This window comes from Stenotrophomonas sp. LC732 (genome assembly GCF_052446685.1).
Taxonomy (GTDB): Bacteria; Pseudomonadota; Gammaproteobacteria; order Xanthomonadales; family Xanthomonadaceae; genus Stenotrophomonas; species Stenotrophomonas muris.
The window spans coordinates 1,982,681-2,000,739 of sequence record NZ_CP199214.1 but is presented as its reverse complement, the minus strand read 5'-3'; the positions used below and the strand labels follow the sequence as shown (position 1 = coordinate 2,000,739).

Sequence of the window (18,059 nt, the reverse complement as noted above, 5' to 3'; positions counted from 1 at the left end):
CCGATGCGCATCTGGGCAGTCGCCAACCAGAAGGGCGGAGTCGGCAAGACCACCACCACCCTCGCCCTCGGCCGCGGCCTGGCCGCGCTCGGCCATCGCGTGCTGCTGATCGACCTCGATCCGCATGCTTCGCTCAGCCGCGCCTTCGGCGTGCCGGTGGACCCGCCGCCGGCCGGCGTGCTGGAGCTGTTCGGCGCACCGCCGGCGGACCTGTCCGGCCTGTGCCATGCCAGCAACATCCAGGGCCTGGACTACGTCTGCGCGCAGTCCGCGCTGGCCACGCTTGAACGCCGTAGCGCCAACCAACCCGGCCTCGGCCTGGCCCTGCAGAACGCGCTGGCGCGCCACCAGGGCCAGCACGACTACATCCTGCTGGACTGCGCACCGACGCTCGGCCTGCTGATGATCAACGCACTGGCTGCCGCCGATCGCCTGATCATTCCGACCCAGGCCGAGCCGCTGGCGCTGCACGGCCTGGATGGCATGGTCCGCACCGGCGAGATGGTCGAGCGTTCGCGCCGCCGGCCGCTGCCGATCTCGATCCTGCCAACCCTGTTCGACCGCCGCACCCGCGCCGGCAACGAATCGCTGCGCACCATGCAGGACCGCCATGGCAGCCGCGTCTGGGAAGACGCGATTCCGATCGACACCCGCATCAGCAACGCCGCCGGGCTGACCCTGCCGAGCGTCGGCGAAGATTACCCGGGGCGTGGCCTGGCTGCCTACCGGCGCGCCTTGAACTGGATCCTCGGCGAGGATGCCCGCGCCCTGGAGCAGGCCGCATGAACAGCACTGGCATCCTCGACGACTACCTGGACGAACTGCTGGGCGAGGCGATCGCCCCGGCCGCCGCTCCCCACCCCGCGCCGATCAGCACCGCCCCGGCCACGGCCACCGAAGCCGCCGCCGAACGCGAACCCACCTGGGATGACCTGCCGGCCGAGGTGATCTACGAAACCGAAACCGAGAGCGTTGCCGCTGCCCCTGCCGTGCACAATGCCGCACTGGAAGCCGCTTTCGATGCCGCGTCCGCGCCCGTCAGCGTGATCGATGCCGAACGCGAACCCACGTGGGACGACCTGCCCGCTGAAGTGGTCAACGAAACGGATGCCGTCGTCGCGGCCCCGGCCGAGGATGAGGCTGCACTGGAGGCCGCCTTCGAGGCCGCCGCCGCGCCGGCCAGCGCCGGGTCCACCGAACGCGAGCCGACCTGGGATGACCTGCCCGACGAGGTCATCCACGAAACCGCGCCGGCACCCGCTGCGGCCGCTGCGAACACCGGCCCGGAACCCACCTGGGACGATCTGCCGGACGAAGTGATCTACGAGACCGACCCGGCGGACAGCCATCGTCTCGCCCACACCGACAGCCCCGGCCTGCAGGCCGCCTTCGAGGCGGCCGCTGGTGGCGAAGACGTGCCTGCGCCGCCGCCCGCCGCGGTCGCAGCGCCGGTGCCCCCCCCGGCGACACGCCCTGCACCGGCCCCGGCCGCACGCGCCGGCACGCCGCCGCCGCGCGTCGCCGTCGATGCACCCGCAGGCAACCGCCCCGGCACCTGGCAGGAGCTGCAGGCGCAGGCCCACCAACCGGCCCGCAGCCCGCATCCGCAGAACCGTCGTGCCGGTGAACGCACCTCGCGCTGGCTGCGCCTGCGCTGTGGCACCCAGGCCTATGCGCTGGAACTGCTGAAGGTCCAGGAGGTCGTGCTGCCGGTGCCGCTGCTGCCGTTGCGCGGCACCGCTGCCGCCATGCTGGGCATCATGAACCTGCGCGGCCAGGTGGTCCCGGTGATGGACCTGGGCCTGCACCTGGGCGCGGCTGCCGCCGAGGACGACGCCCAGACCCGCATCGTGGTGCTGGAAGAAGACGGCGAGACCATCGGCCTGCGCGTGTCGGCAGTGGAAGATGTCGCCAACCTCACCGATTCGCAGATCGAACCTCCCGATACCGCACGCATCTGCCAGATTTCCAACGACCTGTTCCGCGGCGTGGCCCGCGTCAGCCAGCGCCCGATGATCCTGCTCGACGCCACACGGCTGTTGAGCTGACCCCCAAAAAGGGGAGGGAGGGGATTAAGTCGCAAGTGGCTCGGCGCTTGGCGCCGAAGCGGTGCCTGTCGGGGACGCAAGGGGTTGATCCGTTGGATCAACACCTTACATCCCCACTGCGCGGTCGACGTTGCCGAGGGGCTGCGGCAGAGCCAGGTCGCTTGCGACTTAATCCCCTCCGTCCCCTTTTCAACAGCGACCGCATCGACGCACCGCGTCGATTCTTCTAAAGAACCCCACCGGGATGCCGTTATGGATCACGGAACCGTTTGTCCGGAGCAACGATGAGCACTGTCGAACTGGGTGGGGATCTCGGCATCGAGAGCACTACCGAGCTCAAGAACCGCCTTGCCCCCCTGGTGGAGCAGGCAGGCGAGCTGACCCTGGATGCCAGCCAGGTCGCCCGCATCCACACGGCCGCCGTGCAGGTGCTGTGTGCGTTCGTGCAGGCCCGCCGCAAGGCAGGCCTGGGCACCGGCTTCCACGGTTGCACTGCAACCTTCCGTGACGCCGCGCGCCTGCTGGGCGTCACCCAGGCCCTCGGCCTGGACGTAACCCATGACAACCTGAAATCTGTGGAGAACGCTGCATGAGCGCACGTATCTTGGTGGTGGACGATTCGGCGTCGATGCGCCAGATGGTGTCCTTCGCCCTCACCTCGGCCGGTTTTGCCGTCGAAGAAGCTGAAGACGGCGCGGTCGCGCTCGGTCGCGCCAAGGGCCAGCGCTTCAATGCGGTGGTTACCGACGTCAACATGCCGAACATGGATGGCATCGCGCTGATCCGCGAACTGCGCCAGCTGCCGGACTACAAGTTCACCCCGCTGCTGATGCTGACCACCGAATCTGCCGCCGACAAGAAGTCCGAAGGCAAGGCCGCTGGCGCTACGGGTTGGCTGGTCAAGCCGTTCAATCCCGAACAGCTGGTCGCCACCGTGCAGAAAGTGCTGGGCTGATCGCCCGGCACCGCTCCCCCTCTTCGCTTCCGGACCACCACTGCCATGAGCATGGACCTGCAACGCTTCCACGCCACCTTCTTCGAGGAGAGCCGCGAAGGCCTCGACGCGATGGAGGCTGGCCTGCTGGCCCTGGAATCGGGGCAGCAGGACGCGGAGATCATCAATTCGGTGTTCCGCGCTGCCCATTCGATCAAGGGCGGCGCCGGCACCTTCGGCTTCGACGCGATCGCCGGCCTGACCCACGTGCTGGAAACGCTGCTCGATGAGCTGCGCGCCGGCAAGCGGGCACTGGAAGGCCACGCCGTCGACGCCATGCTGTCTTCGGTGGACGTGCTGCGCGCCCTGCTGCGCGAAGCCGAACATGGCCAGGCTGCCGATCCGGCTGCCGTCGCTGCGGTGAAGGCACGCCTGGAGGCGGTTCTGTCCGGCCAGGCCGCAGCGAGCGCCCCGGCGGCCGCCGCAGCCAAGGTGGACGATACGCCGGAAGCCTGGCAGATCGGCTTCACCCCGGCGCCGTCGCTGTTCATGAGCGGCAACGACCCGCTGCGCATCATCCGCGAACTGGAACACCTCGGTTCGCTGCAGGTCGCCGCGCGCATGGACCGCCTGCCGGGCTTCGCGCAGCTCGATCCGCTCGAAGCCCACCTGGCGTGGGACCTGGGTCTGGTCGGCAAGGTGCCGCGCAGCAAGATCGAAGACACCTTCGCGTGGGTACTGGACGACTGCGAGCTGGACATCCGTCCGGCCGCACCGCCGAGCCTGGCCACCCAGGCGCCGGCCGCGGCTGCTCCCGCTCCGGCGGCAGCGTCGCCGTCGGCACCCGCCGCGCCTGCCGCCAGCGGTGGCGCCAGCCAGGAAGCGGAAACCTCCATCCGCGTCAGCGTCGACAAGGTCGACGCGCTGATCAACCTGGTCGGCGAACTGGTCATCACCCAGGCCATGCTCAAGCAGGTCTCGCATGCGCTGGACCCGGTCCACGCCGAGAGCCTGTTCGCTGGCCTGGACCAGCTTGAACGCAACACCCGCGACCTGCAGGAAGCGGTGATCGGCGTGCGCATGCTGCCGGTCGATGCGGTGTTCCGTCGCTTCCCGCGCCTGGTCCGCGACCTGTCCAGCCGCCTCGGCAAGCAGGTGCGGCTGCGCACCGTCGGCGAAGGTACCGAGCTGGACAAGGGCCTGATCGAGAAGATCGCCGATCCGCTGGTGCACCTGGTGCGCAACTCGATCGACCACGGCCTGGAAATGCCCGACGTGCGCCGCGGTGCAGGCAAGGACGAAACCGGCACGATCACCCTGGCGGCCTCGCACCAGGGCGGCCACATTGTCATCGAAGTCAGCGACGACGGTCGCGGCCTGGACCGCGCCAAGATCCTGGCCAAGGCCACCGAGCGCGGCCTGGCGGTGCCGGACAACCCGACCGATTCGCAGGTCTGGGACCTGATCTTCCAGCCCGGCTTTTCCACGGCCGATGCGGTCACTGACCTGTCCGGTCGTGGCGTCGGCATGGACGTGGTCCGCCGCAACATCCAGGCGTTGGGGGGCGAGGTGCAGATTGAAAGCAGCCTCGGCGCTGGCACCCGCACGCTGATCCGCCTGCCGCTCACCCTGGCCATCCTCGATGGCATGACCGTGGCGGTAGCCGGTGAGACCCTGATCCTGCCGTTGGCCTATGTGCTTGAGGCGTTGCAGCCGCAAGCCGAGGACATCCGCAGCATGGCCGGCGAAGGCCGCGTGCTGCGCGTGCGCGGTGAATACCTGCCGATCCTGTCGCTGAGCGAGTACTACGGCTACGGCAACCGTGCACCCGGCAGCGAATCGCTGGTGGTGGTGGTCGAAGGCGATGGCCAGAAGATCGCCCTGGAAGTGGACGAACTGGTCGGCCAGCAGCAGGTGGTGGTGAAGAACATCGAGAACAACTACCGCCGCATCGGCGGGGTGTCCGGTGCGACCATTCTCGGCGACGGCCGCGTCGCATTGATCGTCGACATCGGCGGGCTGGTGCGTTCACTGCGGATGCCGCAGGCCGCCTGATCCACACTGCATGCGTGTACTGGACCGCCGCCCTTCGGGGCGGCGGTTTTTGTTTGCGCGCTCTGCCAAGGGGGTCGGATCCCTTTGCGCAGGAAAGGGATCCGACCCCATCCCTTCTGTGAACTCCGTCGCCATGATGGTTGCGGGCGCAACTACTTCATCCAAGCGAAAGCACGCCGCTGCAACGCTTTCGCGCTGTCATCCCTACGCAACCGAATGTGATCTGCGTCCATAAAGTCCATCCGGACTGCGCCGCTATTTCGCTTTGACGGCCGTCACCGAACCCCACCGGGCACCACCGTTCGCTCTGCAACCACCCCCAAACCGGCGCACAGACGCCGGCACTCTGCCCACCTGGAGCACCCTGCATGAAGTGGTTCCAAGATCTGCCCATCGCCCGCAAGCTGGCCGTGGGGTTCACCCTTACCACCCTGATGACCCTGGTCCTCGGCGCGTTCGCCCTGCTGCGACTGAGCGAAGCCAACGCGCAGCTGCGCGAGATGGCCGGCAACGACATCCCCTCGGTCCAGCACCTGGGCGAGGCGCGCTCGCAGCTCGGTGAGTTCCGCACCTACGAACTGGCCCAGCTGAGCATGCTCGACCAGCCGGAGAAGGTCGCCGACTACAACAAGCGCATGGACGACACCGCCAAGGCCGTACATGACGAACTGGCGGCGTACGCGGCGCTGCCGGCGCTGGACAAGGAGCGCGAACTTTATCGCGCCGCCAGCACCCAGCTGGATCGCTACTTCGCCGCCAACAAGGCGATGCGCGACGCCGTGGCCGCCGGTGATGGCGCGCAGGCCCAGCAGATCTCCGATGAGCAGTCACGCCCGGCGCGCCGCGACCTGTTCGCTGCGATGAAGGCACTGGGCACCCACATCGCCGGGCAGATGGACGGCAAGATCGCCGACGCCAACGCCACCCATCGCACCAGCATGATCGCCATCATCGGCTGCATCGTGCTGCTGTCGCTGGTGGCCGCCGCGCTGGCCATCGTCATCTCGCGTGCAGTGACCGGCCCGCTGGGCAAGGCCGTGCATGCCATCCAGGCGGTTGCCCGCGGCGACCTCAGCGTCAGCACCCAGGCCACCAGCAAGGACGAAGCCGGCAGGATGCTGGCCGCCACGACCGAGATGACCGCAATGCTCCGCCGCTTCAGCGAGCAGACCCAGCTGATGGCACAGATGCACGCGGGACCGGACATCAGCCATCGCATTCCGGAAGATTTCCCGGGTGTCTATGGCCAGCTGGCCGGCGGCATCAATACGGTGATCTTCGAGCACCTGGATGCGATCCGCGATGCCATTGACGTGCTCAACCAGTACGCCATCGGCAATCTCACCCCGGATGCACGCCGCCTGCCCGGCAGCCGCGCGATCCTGCACGAATCGATGGACGCGGCCAAGGCCAGCCTGCTGGCGATCAATTCGCAGATCCAGCAGCTGGCCGCGGCGGCCGCTGCCGGTGACTTCAGCCAGCGCGGCGACGCACAGCGTTTCCAGCATGACTTCAAGCTGATGATCGAGCATCTCAACACCATGATGCAGGTGGCCGACGGCAACCTCGGCCAGCTCTCGCAGCTGCTGCAGTCGATCGCCGCCGGCGACCTGACCGCGCGCATGGAAGGCCAGTTCAATGGCGTGTTCGCGCGCATGCGGGATGATGCCAACACCACCGTTGCACAGCTGACCCAGATCGTCGGCCAGATCCAGGCCAGCGCCTCCAGCATCACCCTGGCCGCCGGCGAGATCGCCTCCGGCAACAGCGACCTGTCGCGCCGCACCGAGCAGCAGGCCGCCAACCTGGAAGAAACCGCCGCCTCGATGGAGGAACTGACCTCCACCGTGCGCCAGAACGCCGAGCACGCCCGCCAGGCCAACCAGCTCGCCATCGGTGCGCACGGTGTCGCCTCGCAGGGCGGTGACGTGGTCGGCCAGGTGGTCACCACCATGTCGGCCATCGAAGCCTCGTCGAAGAAGATCGCCGAGATCATCTCGGTCATCGACGGCATTGCCTTCCAGACCAACATCCTGGCGCTGAATGCCGCAGTGGAAGCCGCCCGTGCCGGCGAACAGGGCCGCGGCTTCGCCGTGGTCGCCAGCGAAGTGCGCACCCTTGCCCAGCGCTCGGCCGCCGCCGCCAAGGAGATCAAGGGCCTGATCGACGACTCGGTCGGCAAGGTTGCCGAAGGTTCCAGCCTGGTCCACCAGGCCGGCAGCACCATGGGCGAGATCGTCGCCTCGGTGCAGCGCGTGACCGACATCATGGCCGAGATCTCTGCGGCCTCGCAGGAACAGTCGGCGGGCATCGAGCAGGTCAACCAGACCGTGGTGCAGATGGACGAAACCACCCAGCAGAATGCTGCGCTGGTGGAAGAAGCCACTGCTGCGGCACGCGCGATGGAAGACCAGGCCGTGCAGCTGGGTGAAGCCGTGGCCCGCTTCCGGCTGGCATCGCAGGGCACGACGGCCATCCCGGCACGCCCGCTGGCCGCACCGGTACCGCGACAGCTCGCAGCCGCCGCGCCTGCGGCAAAGCCGGCCCCGGCACGTGCGCTGCGCACGGCAACGGCCCAGCCGGCGCTGGCCACGGACGGCGACTGGCAGGAATTCTGACAGAAGCACGGGGTCAGATCCCTTTCCTGCGGGAAAGGGATCTGACCCCTTACACGTGGAAAGTGATGCAAATCCCACTTCATAATCCGGTGCAGGAGCCGATATCCCCATCGAGCCTCGCGCCGATGCGTGCTGGCGCCCGCCCCTGACCGTAGATTCCATGTCCGACGGCAACGACACTGCAGTGCATGATGTCCACGCGGCTGATGCCGCGGACGAACGATTCCTGGTCCGCAACCCGCGCCAGCTGCGCCAGCTGCTGCGCTCGCTGATCGACCAGCGATCGCTGATCAACGCCCATATCGACGGCCGCGACCGTTCCTTCCCGACCGCCCTGCTCGACCTCGACGAAGACGAGGACTTCCTGCTGCTCGATGGCAGCCCGCAGGAAGCCTCCAACCGCGCCGCCGAGCAGGCCGATCACCTGCTGTGCTTCGCCCAGCTCGAACGCGTGCTGGTACGGTTCCGGCTGCACGAACTGCAGCGCGTGGACAACGACGGCCATGTGGCCTTCCGTGCGCCGCTGCCTGACGAACTGGTGCACCTGCAGCGCCGCGAGCTGTACCGGCTGGAGACGCCGGTCACCGACTCGCCCCACCTGCTGCTGCCGCCTGGCGAAGCGCGCGCCGAAGCCCTGTCGATGCGCGTAGTGGACATCAGCGGTGGCGGCCTGGCCGTGGTGGTGCCCAATGACTGCGCGGTGTTTGGTCTGCAGAAGCGCTATCCGGCGCGGCTGTCGCTGCCGGACGGCCCCGACCTGGATATCGAACTGGTGGTCTGCAACCTGCTGCCGCAGCGTCAGCCCAATGGCATCGAGGTCAAGCGCGTGGGGATGCGCTTTGAATGCCTGCCACGCGGCGCCGACAGCGCCATCCAGCGCTACATCTTCCGCATCGACCGCCAGCGCAAGGCCCGCCGCAACGGCGAGCTCTGAGGCCGTCCGACCGGGAGTGCCGGCCGCCGGCCGGCAACCCTGGAACGCGTGCCGGGGTCAGATCCCTTTTCCCTGAAAAGGGATCTGACCCCATCCACGGCACTGCCCGGCACCTAAAGTCCCCCCCGGCGGGGCCGATATCGAGCCTGACACCGGGACTTCCGGCAGAACCAGGACCCCTCGATGAACGACAAGACCAGCTCCGCCGCCAGCGCCGGTGGCGAATTCCTCAGCTTCACCCTTGGTGACGAGCACTATGGCGTGGACATCCTCAAGGTGCAGGAAATCCGCGGCTACGACGCCGTCACCCGCGTGCCGGACGCCCCGGACTACATCAAGGGCGTGATCAACCTGCGCGGCACCATCGTCCCGGTCATCGACCTGCGCCTGAAGCTGCGCCTGGACAACGCCCGCTACGATGCCTTCACCGTGATGATCGTGCTGAACGTGGAAGACCGCGTGGTCGGCATCGTCGTCGACAGCGTCTCCGACGTGATCCCGCTGTCGGCCGAGCAGATCCGCCCGACCCCGGAATTCGGCGCCGCCGTCGACACCCGCTTCATCTCCGGCATCGGTACCCACGACGATCGCATGCTGATCCTGCTGGACATCGAGACCCTGCTCGACAGCGCCGACATGGGCCAGGCCAACCTCGCCGAAGACGTCGCTGCCTGAGCAACCGGAACTGCTTCACGTTCCAGTCACAAAACCCTTCAGTTCCCTTCGGCGGTGCCGATAGGGGGACAGAAGCCGGTCGCGCAGGAGCGCGCAGGACCGGCCCGATCGTTACCATCCCCGGAGATACCCTCGATGAAGTCCCTGTTTGCGTTCGTCTCGGCCGCTGTCCTGGCCACCACCGCCGCCTCCGCTTTCGCCCAGTCGGCCGACATGATCCCGCCGGAAATGGCGCCGCGTTCGGTCGGCAAGGACGGCATGGTCTGTGGCAAGGTCGAAAAGGCCCGTTACGCAGAAGGCTCCGAAGGCCAGCCGACCTTCCTGTACATGGGCGGCGCCTTCCCGCGCCACACCTTCTCGGCGCGTATCGCCGGCGAGAACCGCGGCAAGTTCTCCTTCCCGCTGGAAACCCTGGAAGGCAAGACCGTGTGCGTGATCGGCAAGATCCAGCGCGACGCCTCGCGTGCGGAAATCGAAGTCAGCTCGCCGGCCGGGCTGAAGCTGGCCAACATCAAGTAATCCGCCGTTCGTCGGACCACGCCGGGCCTGGTCCTGGCGTGGTTTCTGCTGCAACCGGGCCCGATGCCCGGGCGCGTCTGCCTTAGGAGCTCGCAACGCCCATGCCGTGGATCAACAACCTGAAACTGATGCCGAAACTGCTGCTGACCTTCGGCGTCCTCCTGCTGGTGATGCTGCTGCAGGGCATCGTCGCCTATCGCGGCCTGCATTCGCTGAACAACGTGACCACCGAGCTGGCCGGTTCACGCATGGAGAGCATCCGCATGGCCGGCGAGATGCGCGGCATGCTGGGCGAGTACCGCAATGCCGCCTACCAGCAGCTGATCCGCGCCAGCGATGACGTCAAGTCCGATGCGCGCAAGCAGGGCGTCGACCTGCGCGCCAGCATGGACAAGTCGATCAAGGAGTATCCGAAGCTGGTCGACAACCCGCAGCAGAAGAAGCTGTTCGACGCCTTCGCCAAGGAATGGAAGGACGCCTTGGCATCCTATGACAGCGTCACCGAGATGCTGGAACTGGACCTGCCGGACGACGCCATCGATACCTTCGTCGGCGAAACCCGCACCAAGCACCGCAAGGCCGCCTCCGCGCTGGAGGCGCTGATCGCCGAAGACAACCGCCTCGCCCGCGCCTCGCGCGATGAGGCCGCATCCACCTACTCCGCCTCGGCCGTGCTGACCGTGATCGCCCTGCTGGGCGGCGCCGCGCTCGGCCTGGTGCTGGTGTGGCTGTTTGCCCGCGCCCTGGTCGGCAGCGTGCGTGGCGCCGTCTCGGTGGCCAACGACGTGGCCGGCGGCAAGCTCGATGGCCACATCGACGTCAGCCGCCAGGATGAAGTGGGCGAACTGATGCAGGCCATGCAGCGCATGCAGCGCGACCTGCGCGAGCGCATCGAGACCGACCAGGCCATCGCCCGCGAGAACCTGCGCATCCGTACCGCGCTGGACTACAGCTCGACCGGCGTCTACCTGACCGACACCAGCAACACCATCGTCTACAGCAACCGCGCCCTGCAGCAGACCCTGAGCCAGTACCAGGACGAACTGCGCCGCGACCTGCCGGACTTCGATGCGCAGGCTTCGCTGATCGGCAAGCCGGTCACCGTGCTCGAACACCGCGGCGAGATGGACCAGACCCTGCTGGGCAACCTGAAGGCACACGGCGTCGCCCGTCGCCCGATGCAGTACGGCGATGCCCAGTTCGCCCAGGTGGTCTCGACCATCCGCAATGAAGGCGGCGACACCGTCGGCTACGTGGTGGAATGGCGCGACCGTACCCAGGAAGCGCAGGTCGAAGCCGAAGTGGCCCGCGTGATCGCCCAGGCCGCCGCTGGCGACCTGTCCGGCCGCATCGATGCCAGCGACAAGGAAGGCTTCTTCCTGCAGCTGGCCCAGCAGATCAACGGCCTGCTGGACGCCAATGCCGGCAGCATCGAGCAGATCTCCGGCCTGCTGGCCGCGCTGTCGCAGGGCGACCTGACCGTGCGCATGCACGGCGATTACCAGGGCGTGTTCGCCCGCATGCGCGACGACGCCAACGCCACCGCCGCGCAGCTGAGCGAGATCGTCACCCGCATCAAGCAGTCCAGCCGCGCGATCAGCTCCGCTGCCGGTGAAATCGCCTCCGGCAACAGCGACCTGTCGCGCCGCACCGAACAGCAGGCCGCCAACCTGGAAGAAACCGCCGCCTCGATGGAGGAACTGACCTCCACCGTGCGCCAGAACGCCGAGCACGCACGCCAGGCCAACCAGCTCGCCATCGGCGCGCACGGCGTCGCCTCGCAGGGCGGTGACGTGGTCGGCCAGGTGGTCACCACCATGTCGGCCATCGAAGCCTCGTCGAAGAAGATCGCCGAGATCATCTCGGTGATCGACGGCATTGCCTTCCAGACCAACATCCTGGCGCTGAACGCCGCAGTGGAAGCCGCCCGTGCCGGCGAACAGGGCCGCGGCTTCGCCGTGGTCGCCAGCGAAGTGCGCACCCTCGCCCAGCGCTCGGCCGCGGCCGCCAAGGAGATCAAGGGCCTGATCGACGACTCGGTCGGCAAGGTCAACGACGGCTCGGCGCTGGTGCACAAGGCCGGCGCGACCATGGGCGAGATCGTCGCCTCGGTGCAGCGCGTGACCGACATCATGGCCGAGATCTCCGCCGCCTCGCAGGAACAGAGCGCCGGCATCGAGCAGGTCAACCAGACCGTGGTGCAGATGGACGAAACCACGCAGCAGAACGCCGCGCTGGTGGAAGAAGCCACCGCCGCCGCACGTGCGATGGAAGAACAGGCCGGCCACCTCAGCGAGGCCGTGTCGATCTTCGTGGTGGACGAAGCCGAGGTCGTCGCCGCCCCGCGCGTCACCGCCCCGGCACCGCGCGCCGCTGCACCGGCCGCCCCGGCCCCGGCTGCCCCGCCGGCCCGCCGCACGGCGGGTGGTCGCCCGATGGCCACCGAACTGGCCGACGGGGACTGGCAGGAGTTCTGATGCCTGCCTGACCTGAGTTACGAGAACGCCCTGGCCCTGTGCTGGGGCGTTCTTGTTTAGGGGGTATCCGATTATCCAGCCAACGGCGAAGCCCCTCGGGGTGGTCGCTGAGAGCGGCGGACTTCCTTCGTTTGGCCGGGAGGATGGGTTGCGCAGGGGACGCTGCAAGTACGTCTCTGTAAGCTCGGTCGCCGCTTGCACGTGTGCACTGTCCTGCGCACACGGCAAGACCGGGGTTGGGCATCCTGCCCAACCCGCCCGAGGCATGCCTCGACCCCATGCGGCTCACGCCCCTGCGCAACCCACCCTCCCGGCCACGGACACTTCCCGTGCGCGTCCACCCCGGATTGAAGAAAGAAGAGCAAAAGACAAAAGCCAGGTCACTTCCGGGGTCAGATCCGTTTTCCGCAGGAAAACGGATCTGACCCCTCTTTCCACCTGGAAACCCAATGCTCTTGCCGTCCGCCGAAGTGGAGCCCTGGCGGGCCGGGTCGGGGTGGGCAGGCAGGACCGTTGGCGCCATGGATGGCGCCATCGAGCCCCCATGGATGGGTTCACGGCGTGTCCTGCCTGCCCACTCCGACCCGGCCAACCCGTAGCTGACCCATCGCCATGACCTGCCGTTGCCGTTGCCGTTGCCGTTGCTTCAAAAGCCTGCCGCAGGCAGCGCCGCAGCCGCCGCTGCAAGGAAACCTGAATACGTTCGGACACCGCACCTCAATCCCCCGCCCGCGCGGCCGATAACGGGGTTGTCACGGCGTATCCCGCCGCTGACCGGCACGGCGCCGCCCGCCCGCTTCGACCTGGTCCTGCTCGATGAATCTCCTGCATCGCTGGCAACACTACTTCCGCAATCTTTCCGTCCGGCGCAAGCTCAACCTGCTGACGCTGCTCATCGCGCTCGGCGTGATCGCGCTGTCGGTGATCGCCGCCCGCATGCAATACCTGGACCTGACCGAGACCCGCAAGACCGCGCTGAAGACCCAGGTCGAACTGAGCTACGGCATCCTGCAGCACTACCACCGCCTGGCCGGTACCGGCGAGCTCAGCGAAGAGGCCGCCAAGAGCGCCGCGCTGCAGGCGCTGGAGGTCATGCGCGCCGAGAACGATACCTACTACTTCAACATCTACGACACCGGCTACCGCCTGCTGATGCACCCGTTCCGCAAGGACCTGGTCGGCAAGGACATGAAGGACTTCCGCACCGACGACGGCGTGCGGATCTACTACGACCAGGTCGAAGCGGCCCGCGCCGGCGGCGGCTTCGTCAACTACCGCTGGGCCAAGCCAGGCAGCAAGGGCGACGTCGAGAAGGTCGCCTATGCCGGCCTGTTCGCGCCCTGGAACTGGGTGGTCAGCAGCGGCGTCTACATGGACGACGTGCAGAAGCAGGCGCTGGTGTTCACTGCCATCATGGCCGTCTCCGGTGGCGTGCTGGTACTGATCGTGCTGGCCCTGAGCTGGATCATCGGCAACCGCATCGCCGTACCGCTGAAGCAGGCCACCGCCGTGGCCGAAGGCATCGCCGGCGGCAAGCTGGACAGCCACATCGGCCCGCAGCCGCATGACGAAACCGGCCGCCTGCTGGACGCCATGGCCGGCATGCAGCAGCAGCTGCATGCGGTCATCTCGGGCCAGCGCGAAATGGCGCGCCGCCACGACGGTGGCGAACTGAGCTACCGCATCGACGCCAGCGCCTTCCCCGGCGAGTACGGGTTGATGGTGCAGGAAACCAACGCCCTGGTCGGCGGCCACGTGCAGACCCTGCACGACGTGCTGGATGTCGTGCAGCAGTATGCCGTCGGCGATCTCAGCCGCGACATCGCGCGCTACCCGGGCGAGAAGGCCGCGATGACCACCACCGTCGACACGGTCAAGGCCAACCTCGGCCGCATCAACGCCGAGATCAAGCAGCTGGCCAGCGCCGCTGCGGCCGGCGACTTCAGCCGCCGTGGCGATGCGCAGCGCTTCGATCACGATTTCCGCCTGATGCTGGAAAACCTCAACGCGATGATGGCAGTCAGCGATGACAACCTCGGCAAGCTCTCGCAGCTGCTGTCGGCCATCGCCGAAGGTGACCTGACCGCACGCATGCACGGCGACTACCAGGGCGTGTTCGCACGCATGCGCGACGATGCCAACACCACCGTTGCACAGCTGACCCAGATCGTCGGCCAGATCCAGGCCAGCGCCTCCAGCATCACCCTGGCCGCCGGCGAGATCGCCTCCGGCAACAGCGACCTGTCGCGCCGCACCGAGCAGCAGGCCGCCAACCTGGAAGAAACCGCTGCCTCCATGGAGGAACTGACCTCCACCGTGCGCCAGAACGCCGAGCACGCACGCCAGGCCAACCAGCTCGCCATCGGCGCGCACGGTGTCGCCTCGCAGGGCGGTGACGTGGTCGGCCAGGTGGTCACCACCATGTCGGCCATCGAAGCCTCGTCGAAGAAGATCGCCGAGATCATCTCGGTCATCGACGGCATTGCCTTCCAGACCAACATCCTGGCACTGAATGCCGCAGTGGAAGCCGCCCGTGCCGGTGAACAGGGTCGCGGCTTCGCCGTGGTCGCCAGCGAAGTGCGCACCCTTGCCCAGCGCTCGGCCGCCGCCGCCAAGGAGATCAAGGGCCTGATCGACGACTCGGTCGGCAAGGTCAACGACGGCTCGGCGCTGGTGCACAAGGCCGGCGCGACCATGGGCGAGATCGTCGCCTCGGTGCAGCGCGTGACTGACATCATGGCCGAGATCTCTGCGGCCTCGCAGGAACAGTCGGCGGGCATCGAGCAGGTCAACCAGACCGTGGTGCAGATGGACGAAACCACCCAGCAGAATGCTGCGTTGGTGGAAGAAGCCACTGCTGCGGCACGCGCGATGGAGGACCAGGCCGGCCAGCTGGCTGACGCCGTGGCGATCTTCCGCCTCGACAACCAGGTGTCCGCCGCAGTGAAGGCCGTGGCCGCGCGCGCGGAGCCGGCCCGTATCACCACCGTGGCACGCCCGCAGCCGACCAGCACGCCCGCTCCGGTCCGCCGCAGCAGCAACGCCAGCACCTTCGCCGCCAGCGACAGCGACTGGCAGGAATTCTGAGACCCACCCGCGGCGGCTGCGGCCGCCGCCTCTGCCGATGGACACGTCCCCCGTGCAAAGTCCTACCCCCATCGTCACCGGCCCGCGCGAATTCGAGTTCGCCGACCGCGATTTCCGCCGCGTCTGCGACCTGATCTACCAGCGCGTGGGCATCGCCCTCGCGCCGGCAAAGCGCGACATGGTCTATGGCCGCCTGTCGCGCCGCCTGCGCACGCTGGGCATGCGCAGCTTCCAGCAGTACCTGGACCATCTGGAGCAGGAAGATGGTGACGAATGGCAGGCGTTCACCAACGCGCTGACCACCAACCTGACCTCGTTCTTCCGCGAACCGCATCACTTCGACAAGCTGCTCGAGGAACTCCAACAGCGCTCCAGCCGCGCCCCACTGCTGCTGTGGTCGTGCGCGGCGTCCACCGGCGAAGAGCCCTACTCGATGGCGATCACCGCCTGCGAGGCCTTCGGCACGTTGAAGCCGCCGGTACGCATCATTGCCACCGACGTCGATACCCAGGTGCTGGCCACCGCCGGCCGCGGCGTCTACAACATCGATCGCGTCGCCAGCCTCGATCCGGACCTGCGCCGCCGCTACTTCCAGCGCGGCAGCGGCCCCAACGAGGGCCAGTGCCGCGTGCTGCCGGCGCTGCGCGAACTGATCGAGTTCCGCCCATTGAACCTGCTCGCCCCGCGCTACGACGTCGGCGGCCCGTTCGACGCGCTGTTCTGCCGCAACGTGATGATCTACTTCGACAAGCCGACCCAGCGCGCCATCCTCGGTCGCCTGGTCCAGCACCTGGCCGATGACGGCCTGCTCTACACCGGCCATTCGGAGAACTACCTGCACGCCGCCGACCTGATCCAGCCCTGCGGCCGCACCCTGTACCGCCGTGCGGCAAAGGCCGGCGCATGAATGCCTCGCTGCGTACCGACGATGTGATGCGCTACCAGGATGCGCGCTTCCAGACCATCGCCGCCAAGCTGCTGCCGACCCAGTACCTGGTGGTCGATGACACCACTGCGCTGACCACCACGCTGGGCTCCTGCGTGGCGGCGTGCCTGCGCGACCCGGTGCTGAAGATCGGCGGCATGAACCACTTCCTGCTGCCGGAGGGCAACGCCGGTGACGGCGCACCCGCACGCTACGGCAGCTATGCGATGGAACTGCTGATCAACGACATGCTCAAGCGGGGCGCCCACCGCAAGCGCATCGAAGCCAAGGTGTTCGGCGGCGCCAACGTGCTCAAGGGCTTCACCAGCAATCCAGTGGGCACCCGCAACGCCGAGTTCGTGCGCCAGTACCTGCAGGCCGAGCACATCCCGATCATCGCCGAGGACCTGTGCGGCATCCATCCGCGCAAGATCTGGTTCTTCGCCGACACCGGCCGCGTGGTGGTGCAGCGCCTGCCGCATGCGCATGAGGCCGAAGTGGCCGCCACCGAATCGGCGGTGCGTGCGCGCCTGTCCAAGGCGCCGGTCACCGGTGGCGTGGAGCTGTTCGAATGACCTTTACCGGCAACGCCCCCTGCCGGGTGCTGATCGTCGACGACTCTGCCGTCGTGCGCCAGATGCTCACCGAGATCCTGTCCAGCGATCCCGCCATCGACGTGGTCGGCACCGCCGCCGACCCGCTGCTGGCCCGTGAAAAGATCAAGCGACTGGCCCCGGACGTGATCACCCTGGACGTGGAAATGCCGCGCATGGACGGGCTGGCGTTCCTGGAAAACCTGATGCGCCTGCACCCGTTGCCGGTGGTGATGATCTCCTCGCTGACCGAGCGCGGCGCCGACACCACCCTGCAGGCACTGGCGCTGGGCGCCGTGGATTTCGTATCCAAGCCGAAGTTGGACGTGGCCCGCGGCCTGCAGGGCTACGCCGACGAGATCATCGCCAAGGTCAAGATGGCGGCGCGCTCGCGGGTACGTCCGCTGGTGCGCGCTGCCGCGCCGAAGCTCATGCTGGACGCCGCGTCCGCGATACGCCCGGCCGCGCCGCAGTTCCGCACCACCGACCGGCTGATCGCGATCGGTTCCTCGGCGGGCGGCACCGAAGCGCTGCGCGTGGTGCTGGAAGGCATGCCTGCCGACGCGCCCGCCGTGGTGATGACCCAGCACCTGCCCGCCAGCTTCAGCAGTGCCTTCGCCGAACGCCTGGACCGCCACTCGGCGATGGCGGTACGTGAGGCCAGCGACGGCGAAGCGGTGCTGCCCGGCCACGCCTACCTGCCGCCGGGCGGCAAGCACCTGCGGATCATCCGCGACGGTGCGCGCTGGCGCTGCCGCGTCGACGATGGCCCGGCAGTGAACCGCCACAAGCCGGCAGTGGACGTGCTGTTCCGTTCGGTCGCGCAGAACGCCGGTGGCAACGCCATCGGCGCCATCCTCACCGGCATGGGCGATGACGGTGCACGCGGCCTGCTGGAAATGCGCCAGGCCGGCGCGCCGACGTTGGTGCAGGACGAGGCCACCAGCGTGGTCTGGGGCATGCCGGGTGCCGCGTTCAAGCTGGGCGCGGCCGAGGAACAGGTGCCACTGGAGCGGATCGCCGAGCGGCTGCTCGCCCTCGCCCGCGGCTGACAGGCCCCTGTAGAGCCGAGCCCACGCTCGGCTCTGCACCCTGCTGGACACCTCCAAGAGACGTCAGGCTCCATTGCCGATCCGCCGCCAGCACTTTCGACCATTGATGTTTCAACGACGCTGATCGAGGTTTGATCCTGCC

At 67.9% G+C, this 18,059-nt stretch carries 14 protein-coding genes; all 14 read left to right on the top strand.

Annotation, left to right across the window (positions count from 1 at the left end; all coding sequences use genetic code 11):
* Positions 1–3 precede the first annotated feature (3 nt).
* Positions 4–786 (top strand): ParA family protein, encoded by a 783-nt coding sequence (locus tag ACT6SE_RS09580; RefSeq protein WP_014647028.1) that lies wholly within the window; start codon positions 4–6, stop codon positions 784–786.
* Positions 783–2,048: a chemotaxis protein CheW gene (locus ACT6SE_RS09575; protein ID WP_046430434.1), complete on the top strand. Its 1,266-nt coding sequence runs from the start codon at positions 783–785 to the stop codon at positions 2,046–2,048. Before ACT6SE_RS09580 ends, ACT6SE_RS09575 begins: the two co-directional genes overlap by 4 nt.
* A 284-nt stretch (positions 2,049–2,332) precedes the next feature.
* Positions 2,333–2,641, top strand: coding sequence for an STAS domain-containing protein (locus ACT6SE_RS09570; RefSeq protein WP_046430431.1), 309 nt, complete (start codon positions 2,333–2,335; stop codon positions 2,639–2,641).
* Positions 2,638–3,003, top strand: a complete 366-nt coding sequence (locus tag ACT6SE_RS09565; RefSeq protein ID WP_005409521.1) for a response regulator — start codon at positions 2,638–2,640, stop codon at positions 3,001–3,003. Before ACT6SE_RS09570 ends, ACT6SE_RS09565 begins: the two co-directional genes overlap by 4 nt.
* Before the next feature lie 45 nt (positions 3,004–3,048).
* Positions 3,049–5,037 carry a chemotaxis protein CheA gene (locus ACT6SE_RS09560; protein WP_014647024.1) on the top strand — a complete coding sequence of 663 codons (1,989 nt, stop codon included), beginning with the start codon at positions 3,049–3,051 and terminating at the stop codon, positions 5,035–5,037.
* Positions 5,038–5,405: 368 nt separating this feature from the next.
* Entirely contained in the window at positions 5,406–7,655 is a 2,250-nt protein-coding gene (locus ACT6SE_RS09555; RefSeq protein WP_069118583.1) for a methyl-accepting chemotaxis protein, read from the top strand.
* 160 nt (positions 7,656–7,815) lie between these two features.
* Complete coding sequence (locus tag ACT6SE_RS09550) at positions 7,816–8,589, top strand: flagellar brake protein (RefSeq protein WP_046430424.1); 774 nt, start codon at positions 7,816–7,818, stop codon at positions 8,587–8,589.
* A gap of 183 nt (positions 8,590–8,772) precedes the next feature.
* Positions 8,773–9,264: a chemotaxis protein CheW gene (locus tag ACT6SE_RS09545; protein ID WP_014647021.1), complete on the top strand. Its 492-nt coding sequence runs from the start codon at positions 8,773–8,775 to the stop codon at positions 9,262–9,264.
* 135 nt (positions 9,265–9,399) lie between these two features.
* Complete coding sequence (locus ACT6SE_RS09540) at positions 9,400–9,783, top strand: hypothetical protein (RefSeq protein ID WP_014647020.1); 384 nt, start codon at positions 9,400–9,402, stop codon at positions 9,781–9,783.
* A 101-nt stretch (positions 9,784–9,884) separates the two neighbouring features.
* Positions 9,885–12,260, top strand: a complete 2,376-nt coding sequence (locus ACT6SE_RS09535; RefSeq protein WP_153643676.1) for a methyl-accepting chemotaxis protein — start codon at positions 9,885–9,887, stop codon at positions 12,258–12,260.
* 816 nt (positions 12,261–13,076) lie between these two features.
* Positions 13,077–15,347 (top strand): methyl-accepting chemotaxis protein, encoded by a 2,271-nt coding sequence (locus ACT6SE_RS09530; RefSeq protein WP_153643675.1) that lies wholly within the window; start codon positions 13,077–13,079, stop codon positions 15,345–15,347.
* 37 nt (positions 15,348–15,384) lie between these two features.
* The gene (locus ACT6SE_RS09525; RefSeq protein WP_046430410.1) at positions 15,385–16,254 is read left to right on the top strand and encodes a CheR family methyltransferase; all 870 of its coding nucleotides are present in this window, start codon (positions 15,385–15,387) and stop codon (positions 16,252–16,254) included.
* Positions 16,251–16,847 carry a chemoreceptor glutamine deamidase CheD gene (gene cheD, locus ACT6SE_RS09520; RefSeq protein ID WP_014037083.1) on the top strand — a complete coding sequence of 199 codons (597 nt, stop codon included), beginning with the start codon at positions 16,251–16,253 and terminating at the stop codon, positions 16,845–16,847. Before ACT6SE_RS09525 ends, cheD begins: the two co-directional genes overlap by 4 nt.
* Positions 16,844–17,917 carry a protein-glutamate methylesterase/protein-glutamine glutaminase gene (locus tag ACT6SE_RS09515; RefSeq protein WP_046430408.1) on the top strand — a complete coding sequence of 358 codons (1,074 nt, stop codon included), beginning with the start codon at positions 16,844–16,846 and terminating at the stop codon, positions 17,915–17,917. The genes cheD and ACT6SE_RS09515 overlap by 4 nt, the downstream gene beginning before the upstream one ends.
* Positions 17,918–18,059: the final 142 nt, after the last annotated feature.

Bases quoted from the DNA above. Each gene is read 5' to 3' on its own strand.
- ACT6SE_RS09530 (WP_153643675.1), top strand. From the start codon at position 13,077: ATGAATCTCCTGCATCGCTGGCAACACTACTTCCGCAATCTTTCCGTC.
- ACT6SE_RS09575 (WP_046430434.1), top strand. From the start codon at position 783: ATGAACAGCACTGGCATCCTCGACGACTACCTGGACGAACTGCTGGGC.
- ACT6SE_RS09560 (WP_014647024.1), top strand. From the start codon at position 3,049: ATGAGCATGGACCTGCAACGCTTCCACGCCACCTTCTTCGAGGAGAGC.
- ACT6SE_RS09540 (WP_014647020.1), top strand. From the start codon at position 9,400: ATGAAGTCCCTGTTTGCGTTCGTCTCGGCCGCTGTCCTGGCCACCACC.
- cheD (WP_014037083.1), top strand. From the start codon at position 16,251: ATGAATGCCTCGCTGCGTACCGACGATGTGATGCGCTACCAGGATGCG.
- ACT6SE_RS09545 (WP_014647021.1), top strand. From the start codon at position 8,773: ATGAACGACAAGACCAGCTCCGCCGCCAGCGCCGGTGGCGAATTCCTC.
- ACT6SE_RS09525 (WP_046430410.1), top strand. From the start codon at position 15,385: ATGGACACGTCCCCCGTGCAAAGTCCTACCCCCATCGTCACCGGCCCG.
- ACT6SE_RS09555 (WP_069118583.1), top strand. From the start codon at position 5,406: ATGAAGTGGTTCCAAGATCTGCCCATCGCCCGCAAGCTGGCCGTGGGG.
- ACT6SE_RS09535 (WP_153643676.1), top strand. From the start codon at position 9,885: ATGCCGTGGATCAACAACCTGAAACTGATGCCGAAACTGCTGCTGACC.
- ACT6SE_RS09565 (WP_005409521.1), top strand. From the start codon at position 2,638: ATGAGCGCACGTATCTTGGTGGTGGACGATTCGGCGTCGATGCGCCAG.
- ACT6SE_RS09580 (WP_014647028.1), top strand. From the start codon at position 4: ATGCGCATCTGGGCAGTCGCCAACCAGAAGGGCGGAGTCGGCAAGACC.
- ACT6SE_RS09515 (WP_046430408.1), top strand. From the start codon at position 16,844: ATGACCTTTACCGGCAACGCCCCCTGCCGGGTGCTGATCGTCGACGAC.
- ACT6SE_RS09550 (WP_046430424.1), top strand. From the start codon at position 7,816: ATGTCCGACGGCAACGACACTGCAGTGCATGATGTCCACGCGGCTGAT.
- ACT6SE_RS09570 (WP_046430431.1), top strand. From the start codon at position 2,333: ATGAGCACTGTCGAACTGGGTGGGGATCTCGGCATCGAGAGCACTACC.